Source organism: Bacillus sp. FSL W7-1034 (assembly GCF_038593365.1).
Classification (GTDB): Bacteria; Bacillota; Bacilli; order Bacillales; family Bacillaceae; genus Bacillus; species Bacillus altitudinis.
Genome location: NZ_CP151989.1, coordinates 986512 through 1005616 on the forward strand (window position 1 = coordinate 986512; position 19105 = coordinate 1005616).

17 protein-coding genes are annotated in these 19105 nt (G+C 40.4%); 8 read left to right on the top strand and 9 right to left on the bottom strand.

Annotated features, from left to right (window positions below):
• Nucleotides 1-116 precede the first annotated feature (116 nt).
• From NST73_RS04955 to NST73_RS04980, 6 genes are all read right to left on the bottom strand, one after another.
• Entirely contained in the window at nucleotides 117-320 is a 204-nt protein-coding gene (locus NST73_RS04955) for an alpha/beta-type small acid-soluble spore protein (protein ID WP_008348940.1), read from the bottom strand.
• Between the two features lie 227 nt (nucleotides 321-547).
• A complete protein-coding gene (gene ugpC, locus NST73_RS04960) occupies nucleotides 548-1654 on the bottom strand; it encodes a sn-glycerol-3-phosphate ABC transporter ATP-binding protein UgpC (protein ID WP_024719977.1) in 1107 nt (368 codons plus the stop codon).
• A 138-nt stretch (nucleotides 1655-1792) separates the two neighbouring features.
• On the bottom strand, nucleotides 1793-2668 hold the full coding sequence (locus NST73_RS04965; protein ID WP_045034848.1) for a helix-turn-helix domain-containing protein: 876 nt from the start codon (nucleotides 2666-2668) through the stop codon (nucleotides 1793-1795).
• Nucleotides 2669-2688: 20 nt separating this feature from the next.
• Complete coding sequence (locus NST73_RS04970; protein ID WP_008348933.1) at nucleotides 2689-2898, bottom strand: YheE family protein; 210 nt, start codon at nucleotides 2896-2898, stop codon at nucleotides 2689-2691.
• A 145-nt stretch (nucleotides 2899-3043) separates the two neighbouring features.
• Nucleotides 3044-4402 carry a YheC/YheD family protein gene (locus NST73_RS04975; protein ID WP_144678962.1) on the bottom strand — a complete coding sequence of 453 codons (1359 nt, stop codon included), beginning with the start codon at nucleotides 4400-4402 and terminating at the stop codon, nucleotides 3044-3046.
• Nucleotides 4359-5465, bottom strand: a complete 1107-nt coding sequence (locus tag NST73_RS04980) for a YheC/YheD family protein (protein ID WP_144678961.1) — start codon at nucleotides 5463-5465, stop codon at nucleotides 4359-4361. Before NST73_RS04980 ends, NST73_RS04975 begins: the two co-directional genes overlap by 44 nt.
• 214 nt (nucleotides 5466-5679) lie before the next feature.
• Between NST73_RS04980 and NST73_RS04985 the strand changes: the two genes are divergently transcribed.
• The 5 genes from NST73_RS04985 to NST73_RS05005 all read left to right on the top strand — a co-directional run bounded on the left by NST73_RS04985 (nucleotide 5680) and on the right by NST73_RS05005 (nucleotide 11568).
• Entirely contained in the window at nucleotides 5680-6813 is a 1134-nt protein-coding gene (locus tag NST73_RS04985) for a DUF445 family protein (RefSeq protein WP_041507517.1), read from the top strand.
• Between the two features lie 122 nt (nucleotides 6814-6935).
• The gene (locus tag NST73_RS04990) at nucleotides 6936-7292 is read left to right on the top strand and encodes a YlbF family regulator (RefSeq protein ID WP_008348927.1); all 357 of its coding nucleotides are present in this window, start codon (nucleotides 6936-6938) and stop codon (nucleotides 7290-7292) included.
• 446 nt (nucleotides 7293-7738) lie between these two features.
• A complete protein-coding gene (locus tag NST73_RS04995; RefSeq protein WP_008348923.1) occupies nucleotides 7739-8605 on the top strand; it encodes a Cof-type HAD-IIB family hydrolase in 867 nt (288 codons plus the stop codon).
• 113 nt (nucleotides 8606-8718) lie between these two features.
• On the top strand, nucleotides 8719-10218 hold the full coding sequence (locus NST73_RS05000; protein WP_047946612.1) for a coproporphyrinogen III oxidase: 1500 nt from the start codon (nucleotides 8719-8721) through the stop codon (nucleotides 10216-10218).
• A gap of 75 nt (nucleotides 10219-10293) precedes the next feature.
• Complete coding sequence (locus tag NST73_RS05005; protein ID WP_144678960.1) at nucleotides 10294-11568, top strand: SidA/IucD/PvdA family monooxygenase; 1275 nt, start codon at nucleotides 10294-10296, stop codon at nucleotides 11566-11568.
• A 37-nt stretch (nucleotides 11569-11605) separates the two neighbouring features.
• On the opposite strand, the gene NST73_RS05010 is transcribed toward NST73_RS05005, so the two are convergent.
• Both NST73_RS05010 and NST73_RS05015 read right to left on the bottom strand, forming a co-directional pair.
• Nucleotides 11606-12829, bottom strand: coding sequence for a cation:proton antiporter (locus tag NST73_RS05010; RefSeq protein ID WP_007497140.1), 1224 nt, complete (start codon nucleotides 12827-12829; stop codon nucleotides 11606-11608).
• A gap of 3 nt (nucleotides 12830-12832) precedes the next feature.
• The gene (locus NST73_RS05015; RefSeq protein WP_017366937.1) at nucleotides 12833-13330 is read right to left on the bottom strand and encodes a cation:proton antiporter regulatory subunit; all 498 of its coding nucleotides are present in this window, start codon (nucleotides 13328-13330) and stop codon (nucleotides 12833-12835) included.
• 526 nt (nucleotides 13331-13856) lie between these two features.
• Here NST73_RS05015 and NST73_RS05020 point away from each other — a divergent pair.
• Complete coding sequence (locus NST73_RS05020; RefSeq protein ID WP_144678959.1) at nucleotides 13857-14672, top strand: enoyl-CoA hydratase; 816 nt, start codon at nucleotides 13857-13859, stop codon at nucleotides 14670-14672.
• Nucleotides 14673-14707: 35 nt separating this feature from the next.
• Here NST73_RS05020 and NST73_RS05025 read toward each other — a convergent pair whose 3' ends face one another.
• Nucleotides 14708-14896 (bottom strand): YhzD family protein, encoded by a 189-nt coding sequence (locus tag NST73_RS05025; RefSeq protein WP_024719988.1) that lies wholly within the window; start codon nucleotides 14894-14896, stop codon nucleotides 14708-14710.
• A 173-nt stretch (nucleotides 14897-15069) separates the two neighbouring features.
• Between NST73_RS05025 and NST73_RS05030 the strand changes: the two genes are divergently transcribed.
• Together NST73_RS05030 and NST73_RS05035 are read left to right on the top strand one after the other, a co-directional pair.
• On the top strand, nucleotides 15070-16284 hold the full coding sequence (locus tag NST73_RS05030; protein ID WP_144678958.1) for a DNA repair exonuclease: 1215 nt from the start codon (nucleotides 15070-15072) through the stop codon (nucleotides 16282-16284).
• 16 nt (nucleotides 16285-16300) lie between these two features.
• Nucleotides 16301-19087, top strand: coding sequence for an AAA family ATPase (locus NST73_RS05035; protein ID WP_096881195.1), 2787 nt, complete (start codon nucleotides 16301-16303; stop codon nucleotides 19085-19087).
• The last annotated feature ends 18 nt before the right edge of the window (nucleotides 19088-19105 follow it).

The window sequence follows — 19105 nt, forward strand, 5'->3', positions numbered from 1 at the left end:
TCCATGAAGATCCGCTCCTTTCTAATACATCATATGAATTCAAAAGGAATCGGTGAGGGATAAAACCAAAAAAAGAAGACACCATAAGAGGTGCCTTCTATGATCCAGATATGAAATTAAGCTTTTGTTCCGCCAAGGTTTTGCTGAGCGTAAGATACAAGACGTTTCGTGATTTCTCCACCAACTGAACCGTTAGCACGAGCTGTTGTTTCTGCTCCAAGGTTTACACCAAACTCAGAAGCGATTTCGTACTTCATTTGATCGATTGCTTGCGCTGCTCCAGGAACTAGTAATTGATTTGAACTATTAGAATTTGCCATGATGTTGAATCTCCTTTTTATATATGATTTTTTTGGTTGGGTTTGCTGGAGTCGCACCAGCGAAATGACCAAGTCATTTGCCACTTGGCGAAACCCAATGCGGTAACTGCTTTGTACTAAATATTATGGTTCGCTACGAAAAAAACATACGGAAAAAGAACATGGTAAATGTTGTTTTCATATACAAAAAACCACCACCCAATGGTGATGGTTTGTGGAACGTCTTCTTATTCAGCTGAGCGGATGCGGAGCTCAGTCTCTGTATCAAAGAAGTGCGCTTTATTCATATCAATGGCAAGAGGGATCGTCTGACCTGCCTGAATATCTGTGCGAGAATCAACACGTGCAATAAACGTTTGACCAGCGAGAGAAGAATAAAGCATCGTTTCGGCTCCCATTAATTCAGCCACTTCTACGTTTGCTTCAATTTTTGTTCCTTCAGAAGCCTCTATAAACACAGGCTCATCATGGAAATCTTCAGGTCTGATGCCTAGAATCACATCTTTTCCGATATAGCCCTGACTGCGTAATACTTTCATTTTTCCTTCTGGTACACGAATGTGCGTATTCCCAATGGCAATGGCTCCGTCAGACAGTTTTCCTGTAAAAAAGTTCATCGCTGGAGAGCCAATAAATCCTCCTACAAAGACATTCTCTGGGTTTTCATACACATCCTTTGGTGCGCCAACCTGCTGAATAAAGCCATCTTTCATGACAACAAGCCGAGTAGCCATTGTCATGGCTTCTGTTTGATCGTGTGTGACATAGATGAATGTCGTCTGCAGCCGCTGATGAAGTTTAGAAATTTCGGCACGCATTTGAACACGAAGTTTAGCATCTAAATTAGAGAGAGGTTCATCCAAAAGAAAGACTTTTGCATCGCGCACAATGGCCCTTCCAAGTGCAACACGCTGTCTTTGACCTCCAGACAATGCCTTAGGTTTTCGATCTAAGTATTGTTCAAGCCCTAATATTTTTGCAGCGTTTCGTACCCGCTCATCAATTTCTGCTTTAGGAAATTTTCGAAGCTTTAATCCAAAAGCCATATTATCGTACACATTCATATGAGGGTATAAGGCATAGTTTTGGAAAACCATCGCAATATCCCGATCTTTTGGTGCCACATCATTCATTCGCTTGCCGTCTAATAGAAAATCCCCTTGTGAAATTTCTTCAAGGCCTGCAATCATGCGGAGGGTTGTTGATTTTCCGCACCCAGATGGACCAACAAACACAATAAATTCTTTATCCTCAATATGTAGATTAAAGTTATCTACTGCTGTTACTTTGTTATCGTACACTTTATAAATTTGATTCAGCATCATTTCAGCCATAGGTGGTAGCCTCCCAGTCCTTTTTTGAAAGCGCTTTACTTATAAAAGAAGTGTATAAAAAGGAAGGGTGTCTGTAAATGGACAACGTGCACAACATCTTATTTTCATTTTTAGGCAAGGTGCTCATGATAGGATCATTTAAGAAAGATCGAGAAGGTTCATCATGAAGTAAGCAGCTGACGCTTCTTGAAAATGACGTATATCTAGTCCTGTCCGTTCAATAAATTTATCAATCCGATACTGAAGGCTGTTTCGATGAACATATAACGCTTTTGCTGCCTGCGATGCATTTAAATTACACTGCATATAGGTCGTGAGAGTCCGGTAAACGTCCCGATCAAAGATTGTTTCTATAAATGCATCTGAAATAGCGGCAGAAACTATGTCTGTATCATGGCGAATGAAAGCAGGTAGACATTGATAAAATGTTGCAACCCCTGACCTAAGTTTTCCTTGCTTCAGATGCCATAAAAAGAGCTGATGTTCATTTAATAATCTCATTTTTAAATTTCCATTCGGCAAATGCAGCTGTCCTTGCATGAAGACAACGTCTGTTAAAAAATCACTTGTGATGGCTTGAGACAAATCATGTAGCTGTTCAAGTTGACCATTTTCTGATGTAGCGTTTGTTTGAATGAGCATAGCTGTTTCAGTGCCTGTCCATATGAAATGAATATGTTCGAGGCTGCTGTTCACAGCCTCTTTTATTTGCTGCCTTTGTTCTGCTTGGTGATCCATTTTGAAAAAATGAACACGGACGGATTGATCGATGGTGATTGATTTGTTTTCAAAGAGATAGCTGTACCATTTCTGTTCTTCTTCCGTTTCCTGCGTATGAGGTACATCAATTGGTGTGAGGAATGAATTGAGAAGAAGCGTTTCCCTTTCTGTTAGCTCCGTTTTGTTTACTCCGAAAATTTCGCCTTCGTCTGTTTGATACCAGAGAATTTGTTTATCATTTGTTGGTGAACTGATGATATGGTGTCCGTAAACAAGTTTTAGTTTTTCTAACATGGCGAGGCTCCTTAAACAGTTTAATCATACACATGGAATAGCATTAATTCGTGGATTTCTTCTTTTAAGGTTGGTTCAACTTCATGAGGCGGAAGCTGAGAGCCCCATTCAATATCACCCGTTTTGTGATAAATGCCTTCATAGTGTGAACCATTATGAAAAAAGGATATTTTCCAGCCAGGTAATTGCGCTTTTTTAAAGAGAGGTTTCCATTGAAAATGAGAAATCATATCATCATTGCCTCCTTGCTTTTATTGATGAAACAATAAATACACACGACAATACGGAAACAATCTTGAACTTGGTTTTATTGTATCTCATCTGATGAAAAGAGCATAGGGAAAGCGCAGATTTCAGAGACATGAAAAGAAAACATCAATAGGCGTTTGCATGGTCTATAGGAGAAAGAGCCATTTGTGTTAGGTAAGATGCGTATTCAACGATTCTTTTCCCAATCAGCCATTCTGAGTTTTTCAATGGTGCATGCAGAAAAATCTCGCGGCCTGGACGAGAATTGGCTTCAAACATCCAGATAGCACCTAAGTGATCAATACCTAAGTCAAAACCAATTTCCCCAATCAGACCAGGCATTTTTTCATCTATCACACGACTAAGTGCGAGGGCAGTATCAGAGAGCTCTTGCAAAACCTTCAAACGTTTCTCTGCATCAGGAAAGATATCATACAGTGTTTTTACTGAACCACCATGCAGTTGATGGGTTGTGACAGTGTGATCTCCTGAAACTTTTCCAGCAGCGGCTGTAACAGTCCAATGACCATACTTATTTTTATTCGTATGAATTCTAAAATCCATTGGTTGATTGTCTATTTGAAGAAGCTCAATGCCTTGTTGTGCAATCAAGTCGTGAATTGCACAATCTTCCCGCAGTTTTTTCACGAAATGGTCTACGGAATGATATGAAGTGGATTTCCCTTTATTTGAGCAGACAGTGACCCCGCTTTCCGTCTTCTTTAACTGATAAATACCGTCTCCGTGACTGCCGTTTGTTGGTTTTAAATAAATGACATGATGCAGATGAAGGAGTGTTTCTATTTTATTTAAAGCATCAACAGGATCTAATCGTATAGAATGTGGTAAGAAAGAGCTTGTTTTTTCATCTGTTAATAACTGTTCATGAATGTCCCATTTATTAAAAAAATAAGGGTTGAACCAAGGGATATCGTAGTCTTGAGTGAGTTTTCGTTTTGTTTCTTGAATGAATGCCGACTGAGCAGCCTTTCTATTAGGCAGCCGGTCATAAACAACGGATGGGAGGGGCATCTGCTTTTTTACCCAGCGCTCCTCTTGGTAAAGCAAACCTTCTACTATTCCTTTATCCCAATCGATAGAATGAGTACCAAAAAGATATGCAAAACCAGCATGCTGCCTGCAAGATTGCAGCAATTTCATAAAATAGGAAGATCTTGCGCCTAAAGGTGCTGTATTTTGTTCGAATCCTGCAGTGAAAATGCCGATGAGAGGTCCTATATAGAGTGTATGTTGAACTAATATGACATCAGCTTTCGTTTTGTATGGAATGAGTAAAGCGCGATAAAGGTCTTCTGATAATAAAATCCTTTGTGATTGATGATGATAGGAAATGGTGAAATCATCTACTAAACAAGAACCTAAAGCAATAGATAAAATTGCCTCCTGCTCTTTAAACTGAGCAGGGAGATATACTGTTTTTTCACTTGCTGAGTGAGGAGCGATGATGTAGCGTTTTCTCTTCATAAGGAACCTCCTTTTCTTCAGCCATCATCGATTTGGCATGTTCAAGTATGGTCAGAATCAATTGATTCTCCCTCTCAGGGTAAGCTTTTAAAAAAGAGGATCGTCCTGGCTTTGATCTTACATTTGAGATGAAAAGTCTGCCTTCATTTGTATGAAGCAAGTCTATAGCGAATTCAATACACGGTGAGAAAGTTTTGTCTATAAACGCTGGAAGAGATGATTGAATGGAGGCAATATCATCTAACAACAGCTCCTTGATGTGTGGCTTTAATGAGTTTAAATAGTGATCAAAGGCTACCACATGAATGGAATTTTGTGTATTGCTTAAAAGGCTGTTTTCTACTGATGGTTTTGTATGAATCCCCATGCTATTCCATTGATTTTGTGAATTTTTTACAAGAAAAATCCTAATTTCATTGAATATAACGTCTTTTTGATCATTCGTGTTAAAAAATTGAAGGAAAGATCGGCCGATATACTTTTTGCACCAACGCTCAACCTCTTCTGAATGTGAAAAGGTGATGATTTGCTGAGAGTTTAGCTGCACAGTAATGAGTGATTTGTCTTTTAAAGAAATGAAGCAAGAGGGTGCTGAGTGCTGTTGAGAAAGCGGCTGTATTTTACAATATCCGCCCTTTCTGACCAAGTTGAGCAGGTCTGAAGGCTCTGTCAATAGAGAGCAGACAGGTAAGTATGGTTGTAAAGAAGGGAGGAGACGGAGCTGCTCGAATAGCCGCATTTTATTTGAAATTCCAGTATTCAAAAAAACGGTTTTTGGATACTTTTTTAACCAATTCATGATAGGTTTTGCTTTTTTAGATTGTGCGTCATGCTGATAAAGACAACGATCATAAATCAAGTCAGGAATCTGAAATTCTGACGCTTCAAATCCTTTGCCAGTCTTAAATTTTTGACCGTGAATGACATTTGAAGCAGGCTTTAAATCTAGGGGTGAAAAACGAACAACTTCTAAATCAAAAGAAGAGGCTGCTTTGGCAAGCTGATGTGTGAATGCTTCTTCATGCTTCGGAGAAAGAGTGACAATGCCGAGCGTTGACGTCATGAAACTACACCTACTTTTCAAATTCTTTTTTTAACATCTGAAAAACACTTTTTGTTGATTTTACATAAACTTGGCGTTCCTATATCATTACGACAGATCGTTGTCTCATATGTCACATTGAATGCTTCATTTGCTTGGACTCTTGACAACAACTATAATACGTATAGATAAAAACAATAAACTTCAGGTGTTGTTTGAAAGGTAGATGACGACTTTGGATATATTCACAACGTTTATCTTTATGATTGTGATAGGTGCAGTGATAGGGGCAGCAACAAACCATCTCGCGATTAAAATGCTTTTTCGTCCGTATAAGCCATATTATTTATTTGGGAAGCAGCTCCCATTTACACCGGGTCTCATTCCTAAAAGAAGAGATGAAGTAGCCAAGCAGGTTGGCGTCATGGTGATGGAGCATTTACTAACGCCAGAGGGCATTAAAAAACGATTTGAATCATCAGAGGCAAAGCAAGAGATATTGCGGACAGTGCACCGATATATTGATAAAGGTGCTGATATGGAAATGACGGTTTTCTCCATGTTAGAAAAATACGGTTTTTCACAGGCTGACGTTAAAGCTGACGCATGGCTTCATCAGTGGACTGATCATAAGCTCCACTCACTGCTTGAAAAGTATGATCAGCAAACATTGTCTGAGCTGTTGCCACAGGATGTAGAAAATAAGCTTGCATCAAAAATTCCAGATGCCGCAGATTATATTTTAAAGAGAGGCATTCATTATTTTGAAAGTGATGAGGGAAAAGCAAGACTCGGTCATATGATAGACGATTTCTTAAAAGAACGAGGAATGCTTGGCAGTATGGTCCAAATGTTTTTAGGGAATTCAAGCTTAATTGATCGCGTGCATCCTGAAATGATGAAGTTCTTAAAGAATGCAGAGACAAAAAGGTTTTTATCAGATTTACTTGTTCAAGAATGGGACAAGGTAAAGCAATTTTCTTTACATGAGCTTGATGAAAAATGGAATGTGAAGGAGCTTCTATTTAGTTTGAAAAAGCAATTGCTTTCACATTTTTCTACAAAGGTGCTGTTAGATAGACCAGTAGGAGTTTACATCAGTGCAGTAGCGGATGATCTTAAGACCAAGTTTGCTCCATCTCTCATTGATAAAGGGATTGAAGCCGCATCTAATGCGCTTGAGGGACTGCTCGCAAAGCTCCAATTTGAAGAAATTATTCGTGAACAAATTGAACTTTTCCCGCTTGAAAAAATGGAAGAGCTTGTGATCAGCATATCTAATAAGGAGCTGAAGATGATCACATTTTTAGGCGGTCTTTTAGGTGGATTGATCGGTGCTGTCCAAGCGATTTTTGTCACCTTATTCTAAGGCAAGATCGAGAAATTTCGATGAATTTATTGTATATATGTGAAACGAAAGCCATAGTTTGTTATAGTGGAGTGGTGTCCGCCGATCCATATCGGTGATAACGGATAGAAAGGAGACATAACATGTCTGTAAATCTTTATGATGTTGCATATGACCTTGAAAAAGCACTGCGTCATAGCGAAGAATATTCAGCGTTAAGAAATCTTTATGATGAGGTAAACGGGGATGAATCCTCTAAAAGAATGTTTGAGAACTTCCGTGACATTCAAGTAAACCTTCAACAAAAACAAATGACTGGTCAAGAGATTACACAAGAAGAAGTAGAGCAAGCGCAAAAAACGGTTGCACTTGTGCAGCAACACGATAAAATCTCTCAGTTGATGGAAGCAGAACAACGCGTAAGTGTTCTCATCGGTGAATTAAATAAAATTATCATGAAGCCTCTTGAAGAGCTTTATGGAAATACTGAAGAAAATTAATTGAAAGGGCGATCATATTCGCCCTTTTTTTCATTCATATCGCCGCTTGTATATCTTTAAAAAAAGGGTTGTCGAAGCTCGTAAATTCTGCGATAATACTTATTGAAAGTGCTTTCAAAAAGCGCTATCGTGATGAATTGGGTGCGTTCCACTTTGGATTTACGGCGATGAGCCAAATGAGAGAGAAGCGCTTCTGGGAGAAAAGCAAAGCATAAGGGGATATGATATAAGCAATGCTTTGGTGTGTGAAAGATGAGGGGATCATGGGGAGCTTCATCACGCCATTGTTACGCATCCAAACCATACATAAAAAAAAGCCTAGGGGTAGGCTTTTTTTATTTGCGATTGAGGCATAAAACAAGGGCTGCTTCAACTGCATGTTCTAAAGCGCTAAGCTAGGGCATATCCTCATCGTAAGTACAGTCATCAAGAAGGGGGATGCCTCAGTGTCAAAAAAGCTACTTGCACTCAATATAGATGGAACGTTGCTTCGTTCCAATGGGAAAATCCATTCCGCTACAAAAGAAGCTGTGGAATATGTTAAGAAAAAAGGGGTTTACGTGACGATTGTCACCAACCGTCATTTTCGATCTGCACAAAAAATTGCCAAGGCGTTGAAAATACCAACTTCAACTCTTGTGACGCATAGTGGTGCATTTATCGCTGATAAGCTTGATGAGCCGCTCCATGTGAAGAAATTAACGGAAGAGAAAACATTTAATCTTGTGCAGATCCTTGAAAGCTTTGATTGTAATGTTCGCTTGTTACATGAAAAATTCTCAATCGGCAATCGGAAAAAAACACAGTCTCAACTGATGGGAAAAACGTTGATTCATCCGTCTGATCCCATTTTCTATCCCGTTCAATTTGTTGAATCATTAAGTGATATGCTTATGGATGAACCGGTTAGCACACCTGTCATTGAAGTGTATTCGACGGCAGCACTTCAGCCTGAAATCCACACAACCATTCAACAAGCATTCCCATCTGTTGATCTGATTAAGATCAGTGATGAGAAAATGAACATTGTATGCAAAGGGGTATCGAAAGAAGCAGGACTTTCTCTTTTAACCTCAGCACTAGGTTTTACATTAGAAGATACGGTCGTGATCGGTCACGGGACAGACGACATCCCGATGCTTGAGTTAGCTGGCTTAGGTGTTGCGATGGGGAATGCACCTCATTCGGTCAAACGTAAAGCCGATTGGGTGACACGTTCTCATGATGAACAGGGTGTTGCTTATATGATCAAAGAATACTTTAGAATGCAGCAAAGGGAAGGTTTTTTACATCAATTTGATATTAAACGATAATATAGTGAAGGCCCTGTCTATTTAGAAATGGCAGGGCCTTCATCTGTTCTCTTCATTGCTTTTCCTAGATGAATTTTGTAAAATGAAACAAGTTTGAAGATAAAGGTGATACGATGCGAATTTTAGTTAAAGGGCTGTCTGATGAACGATTTCATCGACCGCTTGTCAATATAGCCAATTTATTCGAGGAAGATAGTGAAGTGCTGTTTGATTCAGGTGAAGCGAACGATGGCCTGGTCATGGTGTTTGATTGGAAAGAAACTGGCGGTATGGTGGAGGCTTCTGGCCATATTGCTGGATCAGATATGACGAGTCGTTTTACAAGAGAGATGCCGGAGGGCTTGAACGATAAAGAGCGCTGGAAGCAAATCAAAAACACTGTGCTGTCTGTTTATTTACATCTGCTTCAGGAATATACAGGAATGACGCAAAAATGGGGGATTCTTACGGGGATACGCCCTACGAAATTACTTCATAAGATGCTAAGAGAAGGCATGACAAAGGAAGAAGCACATGCAGCGTTAAAGCGCGATTACTTGATTCATGATGAAAAGATCAATTTGATGCAGGAAATTGTTGATCGTCAAATCAAAGCCATTCCAGATCTGTACGATCTGCAGGAGGAAGTGAGTATTTATATCGGTATTCCTTTCTGTCCAACAAAATGTGCTTATTGCACGTTCCCTGCTTATGCCATTCAAGGACAAGCTGGAAGAGTAGGAACGTTTCTTTTTGGGCTGCATTATGAGATGCAAAAAATGGGCGAATGGTTAAAGGAACACGGGATTAAAGTGACGACTGTTTATTTTGGCGGAGGTACTCCAACGAGTATTACAGCAGAAGAAATGGATTTGCTGTATGAGGAGATGTATCGCTCTTTTCCAGATGTGAAACATATTCGGGAAGTCACTGTAGAAGCGGGACGACCTGATACGATTTCACCTGATAAGCTGGAGGTGCTCAACCGTTATCATATTGACCGGATTAGTATCAATCCGCAATCATATGAGAATGAAACATTGAAAGCGATTGGCCGGCACCATAGTGTGGAAGAAACGATTGAAAAGTATCATTTATCAAGGCAGTATGGCATGAATAATATTAACATGGACTTAATCATTGGGCTGCCAGGAGAAGGGCTAAAGGAATTCCAACATTCCTTGCAGCAAACAGAAGAACTGAAGCCTGAATCTTTAACGGTGCATACCCTTTCCTTTAAGAGAGCGTCTGAAATGACCCGCAATAAGGAAAAGTATCAAGTGGCAGACCGTGAAGAGATCACACGTATGATGGATGAAGCGGTTGCTTGGACAAAGGCACATGACTATCATCCGTACTATTTATACAGACAAAAAAACATTTTGGGGAATCTCGAAAATGTCGGGTATTCGTTAGATGGACAGGAAAGTTTGTATAATATTATCATTATGGAAGAGGTGCAGACGATCATTGGCATTGGATGCGGCGCTGCGAGTAAATTCATTGATCCGCGAACCGGAAAAATTACGCAGTATGCCAATCCAAAAGATCCAAAGTCTTATAATGATCGTTATGAGCACTATACGGAAGAGAAGATTCAGTTTCTTGAGTCATTATTTGTTTCTCACATGTAAACACTGCGGTGACGCAGTGTTTTTTTCATTTGTAAAAGGGTATATAGGGGGTAAAAAGATAAAGCAGGTGTACATATGATGGATGTGATCGGAATTGGGATTGGGCCAGCAAATTTAGGATTGGCCGCTTTATTAGAGGAGTATGAAGATGTGACATGCTGTTTTTTTGAACAGGAAACCGAATTTGCTTGGCATCCTGGTATGCTCATCAAAGGAACGGACTTACAAGTTTCCTTTCTAGCGGACCTTGTGACAATGGCTAATCCAAGGAGCAAGTATACATTTTTAAATTATTTACATGAATCAAACAGGCTTCACCGATTTTATACATTTGAACAATTTGATATCCCCCGGAGAGAATTCAATGAGTATTTATCATGGGTTGCAGGTGAATTAGATAGCTGTCAGTTCGGGATGAAGGTGGAAGAAGTGACCGACTGTGAAGACGGGTATCTTGTAAAAGTTCGGCGGTTGAAAGATGGTGCGCTTTCTGAATATCGTGCAAAGCATGTCGTCCTTGGAACGGGAAGCAAGCCGATGGTCCCTGTCGATGTGCCAGAAGCTGCGTTGCCGCATGTGACCCATAGCAGTCGTTATGTAGATCAACAAAAAGAACTTCATGAAGCTGAAACAGTGGCGGTGATTGGTTCAGGTCAGAGTGCAGCTGAAATTTTCTTAGACCTGCTTCAGCATCAGAAGAAAGGACAGCAGCTTTCGTGGTTTACACGTTCAAGTGAATTTAGAGAACTAGAGACAGCGGAGCTTGGTCAGGAGCTATTTACACCTAAGTATGTTGAATATTTTCATTCCCTTCCTTATGAAGAACGGATGAACACATTGCCTAGACTGGCAGGATTAAGGAATGGCATAGATGCATCGACGCTTTCTCGTATTTATCAGGAATTGTACCATCGCTCCGTTTCAGGAGAAGAGCCTTCTGTACTCATTCAGCCAATGACTGAGCTTGAAGCGATACATATGGAGGATGAGCAGCAGTTAGAGCTGCATTTGAAACAATGGCAGCTCAAGAAAGAAAAGAAAATCACAGCCAATCATGTGGTATTGGCTACAGGATATACGCCTAATATTCCGGAATGGTTTAGCGCATATGAACCATTGATTGAATGGGAAAGCGATGAGCATTTTAAAGTGACAGACGACTTCAGGCTTGTGTTTAAAGACAAACGGTCTCATCATTTCTTTACATTCACGAACCTCGATCACTCTCATGGAACAGCGGCGACCAATTTAAAACTAGCGATCTACCGCAATCAGAAAGTCATCCGAACCATTCGCGGGGATACGAAAGAACAAGTGAAGCAAGAAACAGCATTTCAGCAATTTGAATAGATATAAAAAAAGGGCCCCAGCACTGGGCCCTTTTCAATTAAATGGTTGTTTCTCTTTTTACTTTCGGTTTTTCAGTTTTCCATTTGAAGATTTTGTTTAGGATTTGATAGATACGCTTTGATTCTTTCGTCACTAGCGGTCCTAAAATCGCAAGGATTAATACATATAATGCAGCAAATGGCTTCAATGTAGCGGCAAGCCCGCCTGCAATCCCAAGTTCGGCTACAATGATGGAAAACTCTCCTCTTGATACGATGGTTAATCCAATATTAGAAGAAGCTTTATGAGAGAAACCGGCTCTTCTTCCAGCAAACATCCCGGCGGTGAAGTTCCCAATTAAGGTGAGAATGACAGCGCCGATCGCAAGCCAGAAGGCATCTCCTAATGTAAATGGATCAATACTCAATCCGAAGCTGAAGAAGAACATGGCGCCAAAGAAATCTCTAAAAGGAACAACGAGATGTTCAATGCGGTCTGAGTGCTCTGTTTCTGAAAACACAAGACCGAGTAAGAGAGCGCCAATGGCCTCTGCGACATGAATCGTCTCTGAAAAACCAGCCACGAAGAACAAAGCGGCAAAAATGACAATGATAAATACTTCATTTGAACGGATATCGAATAGTTTGTTTAATAGTTTTGGTAGCTTACGTGCGATGATAAAGAAAATCATCATGTAACCAAAAGCGATTAAAATAGATAATAAGGCACCGCCAACGGACGTGGCATCTCCAAGGACAAGACCGGATACGACAGATAAATAGACGGCGAGAAAAATATCCTCAAACATAATAATCCCAAGAATTAACTCTGTTTCAGGGTTCGCTGTCCGTTTTAAATCGACAAGGACTTTGGCGACAATGGCGCTGGATGAAATGGTGATAACGCCTGCCATAATGAGAACTTCAAGGAATCCAAAGCCTGTGATAAACCCATACAGCAATCCTAAGCTAAAGTTGATCAAAATATAAATAGATCCGCCGACTGCAATGGATTTACCCGATTTTATGAGTTTGCCGACAGAGAACTCAAGCCCGAGGTAGAATAGAAGGAACAGGACACCCATTCTACCAAAAAACGAAATAATCTCGGTGCTCTCGATAAACTTCAAATCAATGATCCCGATGGTTGGTGCATGCGGACCAACAATCATCCCGAGGACAATGAGAAAAGGAATGATAGAAAATTTAATTTTATTGGCGATTAAGCTGGCAATGGCGATGAGAATAAGCGCCGTTCCAACTTCAAAGACTAAATGATCCATTCATCACTCTCCCCCTCTAGAAAGAAAATCACGTATCAATCGCTTCAAGTGTTTTCTTTCGCCTGAAATGACCATCGTATCATTTGCTTGAATTATCGAATCGGCACCGGGGTTGAGTAATTTTTCATTTGTATGTTTAATGATCGCAATGACGGTGACTTCATAATTTTGTCTCACATCTAAATCGCCGAGTGTATGTCCAACCGCTTTTGCGTCTTTTTCTACCTTAAACCATTCAATGATCAAATCATTGAACGCCATTTCAATCGTTTCAAGTGCTTGCGGCTTATACACCATACCGCCAATAATGGCAGCAATTTGCCGGGCTTCAGCATCATCGAGAGAAATGGTGGACAGTACTTCATCTGGATCTTCATCGTCGAAACGATAAATCTCCCGTCTGCCATCATCATGAATCACAATCGTCATCTTTTCTCTATTTCTCGTTTCAATTTCAAATTTCTTTCCAATCCCAGGAAGATCATTTTCTTTAATGTTCATTTTATCCCTCCGAATATGATAGGTTTTGTTTTTCATATAGTGAGTACGGATGAAATAAAATGAATCAGTCGAGGTAATTTGATTGGTACATAATGGGGATTGCACACTTCATTTCTAAAAAACATAAATCAATAGATAACGCTGTGGTTGATGCAAGCTTTACAAGAAAAGCTTTTGAAGCGCCTATTGATAACCTCTGTTTTAACAGAAGAGATGCGGCATGTTTTTTTGAGAATGGAGGTGTCTTCACAGCGTTGATTTCTTCATCATAAATCGATGGAGAAATCAGGCTGGGTGTGCTCGCTTCTGCTTGTGAAGCAAAAACGACATTTGAAAAGGGAGAAAACATGACGATGCAGCTAATCAATATACATATGGAACTTCTTATCAATCATCCTCCCCCTTTCAAATGATGTTTTATTTCTTATTTTACTATATAAAAATATATTTCTCGTTTCAACAATTATGCTTATTTTAGTATCAGTTGATCTTGAAATTTTTTATGTAGAGGAAAAGGAATTACTTGATGGAAATTGAAGTAAGTCATGAGTTTGAAAAGAAAGAGGGGGAATGGATGATGACATATATCAATTGTCAGGTAGACGGGGATATTTTTGAAATCGTTTTCAATAGACCTGAAGCGTATAATTCGTTTCATGTTGACATGTTTGCTGAATTGAAGGAAGCGTGTGATACAGCGAGTGAGAGCAGTGCGAAAATTGTTGTTCTTAAGGGGATGGGCAAAGGGTTTTCAGCAGGCGGAGATATTGGCATGATGCTAAAGCAAGATCGTGAAGAAGATTTTCATCGCGTGATGGATTTGATCGAGGGAATTACACTTTCTTTAGCCAATATGAAAAAAGTGACGATTGCACTTGTCCACGGGGCAGCGGCCGGTCTTGCTTTTAGCTTTGCCCTTAGCTGTGACTATTTGTTTATGCATCAAGATGCTAAACTTGCCATGAACTTTAATGGAATCGGGTTAATCCCAGATGGCGGAGGGCATTTTTTCCTCACCAAAAGAGTTAGTGAACAAACCGCTAAACAATTGATTTGGAGCGGACAAAAGCTACCGGCTGAAGAAGCGCTCAAGCTTCGCCTTGCAGACGGCGTGTTTCAAGATGAGGTGGATACGTATCAAAAAGCGTGCGTCAAGCCATTTTTAAATATGCCGCTTCAAGCCTTTGTTGAAACAAAGATGATTTATTTTCAGCAGTCAGAATCACAGCTGTTAGCCGTTCTTCAAAAAGAGCGTGCTGCACAAGCTAGACTGAGACAAAGCAATGATCATCAGGAGGGTGTTCAAGCATTTTTGGAAAAAAGACGTCCTGTGTTTCATTAAATAGAAGAATGAATGGCCGGCGGATGCCGGCTTTTTTAACGTTCAAATAAAAGAAGTTTACCTGCATCATTTACGAGCCGGTGAGAATGCTTTGTGTATTGTTGTTCGATTAAACGATGACGTCCTAATTCTTTTGCTTTTTCATCACTATCTGTGGTGATTTTTTCGTTTAATAAGGTTTCACCTGACGAATCAAATACAGTCAAATAGTAGGTTTTCTCCATCTCTGATCTTCCCTTTCTTTTTGTTTTTTAATGAATTATACAAGGAGGAAGTTAAAACCTCTTTTTTCACCCCTAAAAATGTGTTTTTTAGAATGAGAGCGATAGAACGTGCATTCGTAAAAACGGCGTGATAAAATATGGACAACTACAGTAACGTACAAGGAGATAGACGTTTGACGAAGCTCACTTTTATTCATGCCGCAGATCTTCATTTAGATAGTCCGTTTGCGGGAATGTCCAATATACCGAACCGAATTTTTAAGAGGTTGAAAGAAAGTACATTTCAAAGTGCCAAGAACATGTTTGAACTTGCGATTGATCGAGAAGTAGACTTTATGCTGCTGAGCGGAGATATATTTGACGAATCGAATCGTAGCCTAAAAGCACAGCTTTTTTTAAGAAATCAGTTTCTTAAGCTGCAATCACACGGGATTGAAGTGTTTATTATTTATGGTAATCATGATCATTTAGGTGGTGAATGGACAACAATTGAGTGGCCAGAGAATGTTCACGTTTTTTTGAGCAGTACGCCAAGTGAGCAAGCCTTTTATAGAGAAGGTCAGCTTGTGGCAAGTATTTACGGGTTCAGCTACAAAGAGCGAGCGGTCCATGAAAATATGACACCTTATTATGAAAAAACAACAGATGCCCCCTATCATATTGCAATGCTTCACGGAACATTAGCAGGTCAAGAAGGGCATGATGCGTATGCACCATTTCAGCTTCAGCAGCTTCTAGCGCGGGATTTTGATTATTGGGCGCTTGGACATATTCATAAGCGGGCTCTTCTGCATGAAGACCCAATGGTGATCTATCCTGGAAACGTGCAAGGAAGACATATAAAAGAAACAGGAGAGAAAGGCTGTTATGTCGTTTACCTATCTGAAGATGCTCAAAGAGCGGAGTTTATGGGCTGTTCAGATGTCATCTTTGAGACATTGACAATAGATATCACACATACCGCTCATATGACCGATCTTGTGATACTTGTGGACAAAAAGATGAGTGGACTGAAAGAGAGAGGTGTTCCTCATTTTGTGAAAATCGAACTAACTGGCGATGCTCCTGCTTATATGGAGCTCACGCAGCTTGAAGTGCTTGAGGAGCTGATGGCTGTTCTTCATGAACAGGAGGAAGATGAAGACTTGTTCGTTTGGGTGATGTCGATTGACTGCCGGACACATGAAGATGCCGTCTATCCAGAAGATTCTTTTTTGACAGAACTAACAGCAGAAATTGCCGAGTTTGATGCGTATGATGAGCTGCTTTCACCGATCAAGCGTCATCCAACCTATAGAAAGGCAGGAAGAGCTTTTACAAAAGAGGACGAGATCGATATTAAAGAAGAGGCACAAAGGCTGCTGGCAGAACAGCTGAAGCATTTATGAGAAAAGGAGAGGCATGATGAAAATACGTTCACTCCATATTGCGAATTTCGGGAAATTTTCCAATCAAACCTTCCACTTTTCTGATGACGGTTTTCAGTTAGTTTACGGCCTGAATGAATCGGGGAAAACGACATTGAAGGCGTTTATTGAATCGATGTTATTTGGTTTTTCTAAAAGCCATATGTATAAGCCAAAGCATGGCTCATTTTATGGCGGGTCTCTTACATTTTTAGATGAGGAATTAGGTGTGATTCATATTGAAAGAACATCTGATCATGGCGGCCAAGCTCAGGTGTTGCTGCCAAATGGTGAAGTGAAAGATGAAGCGTTTCTACATGCGATGTTAAAGGGAACAGATCGCAGATTATACCAATCGATCTATTCTTTTGACGTGTTTGGTCTGCAAAATGTACAAGCATTAAATCAAGATCAAATAGGGGAATTTCTACTCTTTTCAAGTTTGTTTGGCTCAGATGCGGCATCCAAAATGGACAGCAGGCTGCTAAAACAGCAGGAGCAGCTTTTTAAACCGAATGGACGTAAGCCTGAATTAAATCAGCAGCTTGATCATGTAAAAGAGCTGTCAGGTAAGTTGAAACAGGCCAAATTGGTAGAAAGTCGTTATACCGAAAAGAAAAAAGAACAAGCTGAATTAACCGAGAAGGTAGAAATGCTTCAGCATGAAATGAGACAGACTGAAGAAGAGATTCAGCTTTTGACTGAACATATTCGACTTTATCCTATGATAGAAAACAAGATAGAGTTAAAAAAAGATTTGGCTAGTTATCCTGAACGAGTCAAACGGTTTAGACCGGAAACCGCACATGAACTTGATAAATTAGAATCACACCTTCACCCAAAAAAGGCGCAAGTGACGGCACTGAAACAAAAATTAGATCATTTGCAAACGTCGCTCACGCAAGTTCGGCCACTCTATGACAAGGATACGGTATTGGAGATGAAGCGAGTCATAGCTGAATCATCGGATGCTGAACTTGTGAAGAAACGCTTAGCAGCAGGGAAAACAGAGCAGAATTCTTTGAAACAAAAAATAGAAGAAGCATCAGCGAAGCTGAAGTGGCAGCGTCCAATCAAGCTTGACCAGCTGGATGATTCACTTGACTTTGAGTGGGAATTAAAAGAGGCTGTGAGCCAATACGTTCGTTTAATGGATAGGAAAACGCATCTCGATGACCGGTTTGATCATGCAAGACATGAGCTGGAAGAAGCGGAAACCGCTCTAAAAGGATTAAAGGAACAGCCCGTTAAACAGCAAGATGCAGAAGATGTCAGGGGCACAAGGGCTACAGTGAAACAGAATCATTCCAGAGTGTGGTTATTCCCGCTGATGTTCGTGCTATGTGCTGTCATTCTCACGGTCTTATTCGTTTTAGCAGAGAGCTGGGTGACGTTACTGTTTGCAGGATTTTCCGTTTTTGTCTTGATCGCTATTTATCCAGTGCTTAAACAGACTCAGATGAAGGAAGCAAACGACAGTAACGCCTATCATTCCTTTCAAGTTCAAACAGCTTCAGCTGAAACGCTAGTGAAGCAAAAGGAGCTTTTATACGAAAGAATGATACAGCAATATGAAGACTGGGAGCGGGAACTGGAACCTGTACAGCAACAAGTAGAAGATATGAGAAGGCAGCTGGGTTTGTCCTCAGAGCTCTCATTCCTTGTGGAAGCTTTCCATATCTTGAAACAATTAAAAGCGAATACAGCGGCATATGAGGCGCTTAACAAGGAAATAGAGATGCTCACACAGCAGCAATCGACCTACGAGCAAAGAGTTTCAGCGCTCATGAGTCTCCTTCAAAGAAAAGAAGGGACCATTCAAGAGAATATCTCAGCCTTTCAAGAGATATTGAAAGATGAGGAAAAAAGAGAAAAAGAACGTCAGACATTGCACGTATCCATTCAACATGTAGAGCAGCAGCTGACAACATTAGAAGGAGAAGTTCAATATTATGAAAAACAAACGGACGAGCTTTTTCGAAAAGTAGAAGCAGCGTCAAAAGAAGATTATCATGTCCTATCTCATCTATCCAAAGAATACCGGGAGCGGCTGTACAATTTGCAGCAGCTGAACCAAGAGCTACACAAAAGCGGTTATATAGATGAGGAAGAGGTCATTGTCCGTAAAGGTTTACGCACCCTTGAGGAGCAGTGTGCACAAGCAAAAAGACATCTGAATGACATGCAAGAGAATGTGACGAATATGAAAAAACGCTTGGCAGAATTAGCAGTTGAAATACGCCAAATAGAAGCATCAGGTACAGTGTCTGATTTGACTCATCAGCTTGCTGTAGAGCAGGAGCAGGCAAAGCATCTAGCGAAAAAATGGGCGGCTATTCAGCTCGTTCGTTCCGTCATTCGAGAGAAACTCAATGAGCATAAAGAAACGAGGCTACCAGCACTCCTCCAAACAGCTTCCCGATTTATTCAGCCGTTAACGAATGATCGATATGAAGTGATTTTATTTTCTGCCGAAGATGACCGGCTGATTGTGAAACGGAGGGATGGACGCCTATTCCGCCCGGAGGAGCTTTCACAAGCAACATGTGAGCAAATTTATCTCTCGATTCGTTTTGCACTTGCTTTGTCCCACCAGCAAGATTGTCAGCTCCCATTTATGATGGATGACAGTTTCGTTCACTTTGATCATGTCCGTCTAGACAGGGTGCTGGAGCTGATGAGTGAACTCACTCGTTTTGAAACACAGCTGTTTTATTTCACTTGTCATCATTATATGAAACAAGCAGCGGAAGACGGGCAGATTACGAGCTTAGCAGTGGAATGATTGACAAATTATGACTTA